The following is a 366-nucleotide window of genomic DNA, read 5'->3' as shown; positions in this document are numbered from 1 at the left end:
CTGCCCGGGAACGGCGAGGCGACGCGCACGATCAGGGCGGCGAGCGCCGCCAGGGCGGCCGTCACGGCGGCGGCACTGGCGAGCCACGGGGTCGCCACGGCGAGTTCCACCGCCCGGGACGGGACCGCCGAGGGGAGGGACCGCCCGTAGACGTGGGCCGCCGCCAGGACCGCCGGGACGGTGACCGCCACCGCCAGCACCAGCACTCCGGGCCGCACCAGCAGCAGCGCCCCGGTCATCAGGCACAGCACGGACAGGCCGAGGGCGAGGGCGTGCAGCCGGACCGACGCGCCGTCGTGGTGCAGCGGGAAGTGCGCCGCCGCGCACAGGACGAGGAGCAGCGCGGTGAGCCGGCCCGACCAGGAC

1 pseudogene is annotated in these 366 nt (G+C 78.1%); it reads right to left on the bottom strand.

Features of this window, described 5'->3' with window-relative positions:
• Positions 1–366 (bottom strand): annotated as a pseudogene (locus tag G3I53_RS09180) (hypothetical protein); the annotation flags it as partial.

The organism is Streptomyces sp. SID14436 (genome assembly GCF_010548465.1).
Lineage (GTDB): Bacteria > Actinomycetota > Actinomycetes > Streptomycetales > Streptomycetaceae > Streptomyces.
Note: the sequence above shows the minus strand (reverse complement) of the source record. Positions and strands in the feature narration are given on the sequence as shown.